Annotated in this window: 2 protein-coding genes; both read left to right on the top strand. The window is 68.6% G+C overall.

Translation table 11 applies throughout. The features are described 5' to 3' along the window. On the top strand, positions 1-496 hold a 496-nt coding region (locus ACNAW0_RS30515), incomplete at its 5' end, for an IS607 family transposase (protein ID WP_416291504.1). Next, on the top strand, positions 493-729 hold a 237-nt coding region (locus ACNAW0_RS30520; RefSeq protein WP_416291505.1), incomplete at its 3' end, for a helix-turn-helix domain-containing protein. The genes ACNAW0_RS30515 and ACNAW0_RS30520, both read left to right, overlap by 4 nt.

Raw genomic sequence — 729 nt, forward strand, 5'->3', positions numbered from 1 at the left:
CGTTCCTGTCCGTCAGGCGCCGTCTGGGACATGGATCGTGCAAGAGGCGCGGCCTGCGACCGGTCGCGTGGTCGGCTACTGCCGCGTGTCCTCCAGTGATCAGAAGGGTGACCTGGACCGGCAGACCGTGCGGGTTGTGGAGGGGGCGAACGCGCAGGGCCTGGCTGTGGCGGAGATCGTGACTGAGGTTGGCTCCGGCCTGGACGGCAAGCGCCGCAAGCTGCATCGCCTTCTGGCCGATCCGGGTGTGGCGGTGATCGTGGTCGAGCGCAAGGACCGGTTGGCCCGGTTCGGTGTGGAGCACCTGCAGGCGGCGCTCGCTGCGACCGGGCGCCGTCTGGTGGTCCTCGACCCGGAAGAGTCCACGGACGACCTGGTCAAGGATATGGCCGACGTGTTGACGTCGATGTGTGCCCGGCTGTACGGACAGCCGGCGGCGAAGAACCGTGCCGCCCGCGCTCTGGCCGCCGCGATCGGCGAGGAATCGTTGGTGTGAAGAAGTTCGAGCCGCGTTCCGGTTTCGTGCTCCAGGCTTTCCGTTTCGCGTTGGACCCGAACGCCGGGCAGGAGCAGCGGCTGCGGTCGCACTGCGGTGCGGCTCGCGTCGCCTTCAACTGGGCTGTCTCGTGGGTGATGGCGTCGTGGTGGCAGCGCAAGGCGGAAGCCTCGTACGGCATCGCCGAAGAGGAGCAGTCGCCGTGGCGGTCGTGGTCGCTGCCTGTGTTGCGG

It is taken from the genome of Micromonospora sp. SL1-18 (assembly GCF_047921505.1).
GTDB lineage: Bacteria > Actinomycetota > Actinomycetes > Mycobacteriales > Micromonosporaceae > Micromonospora.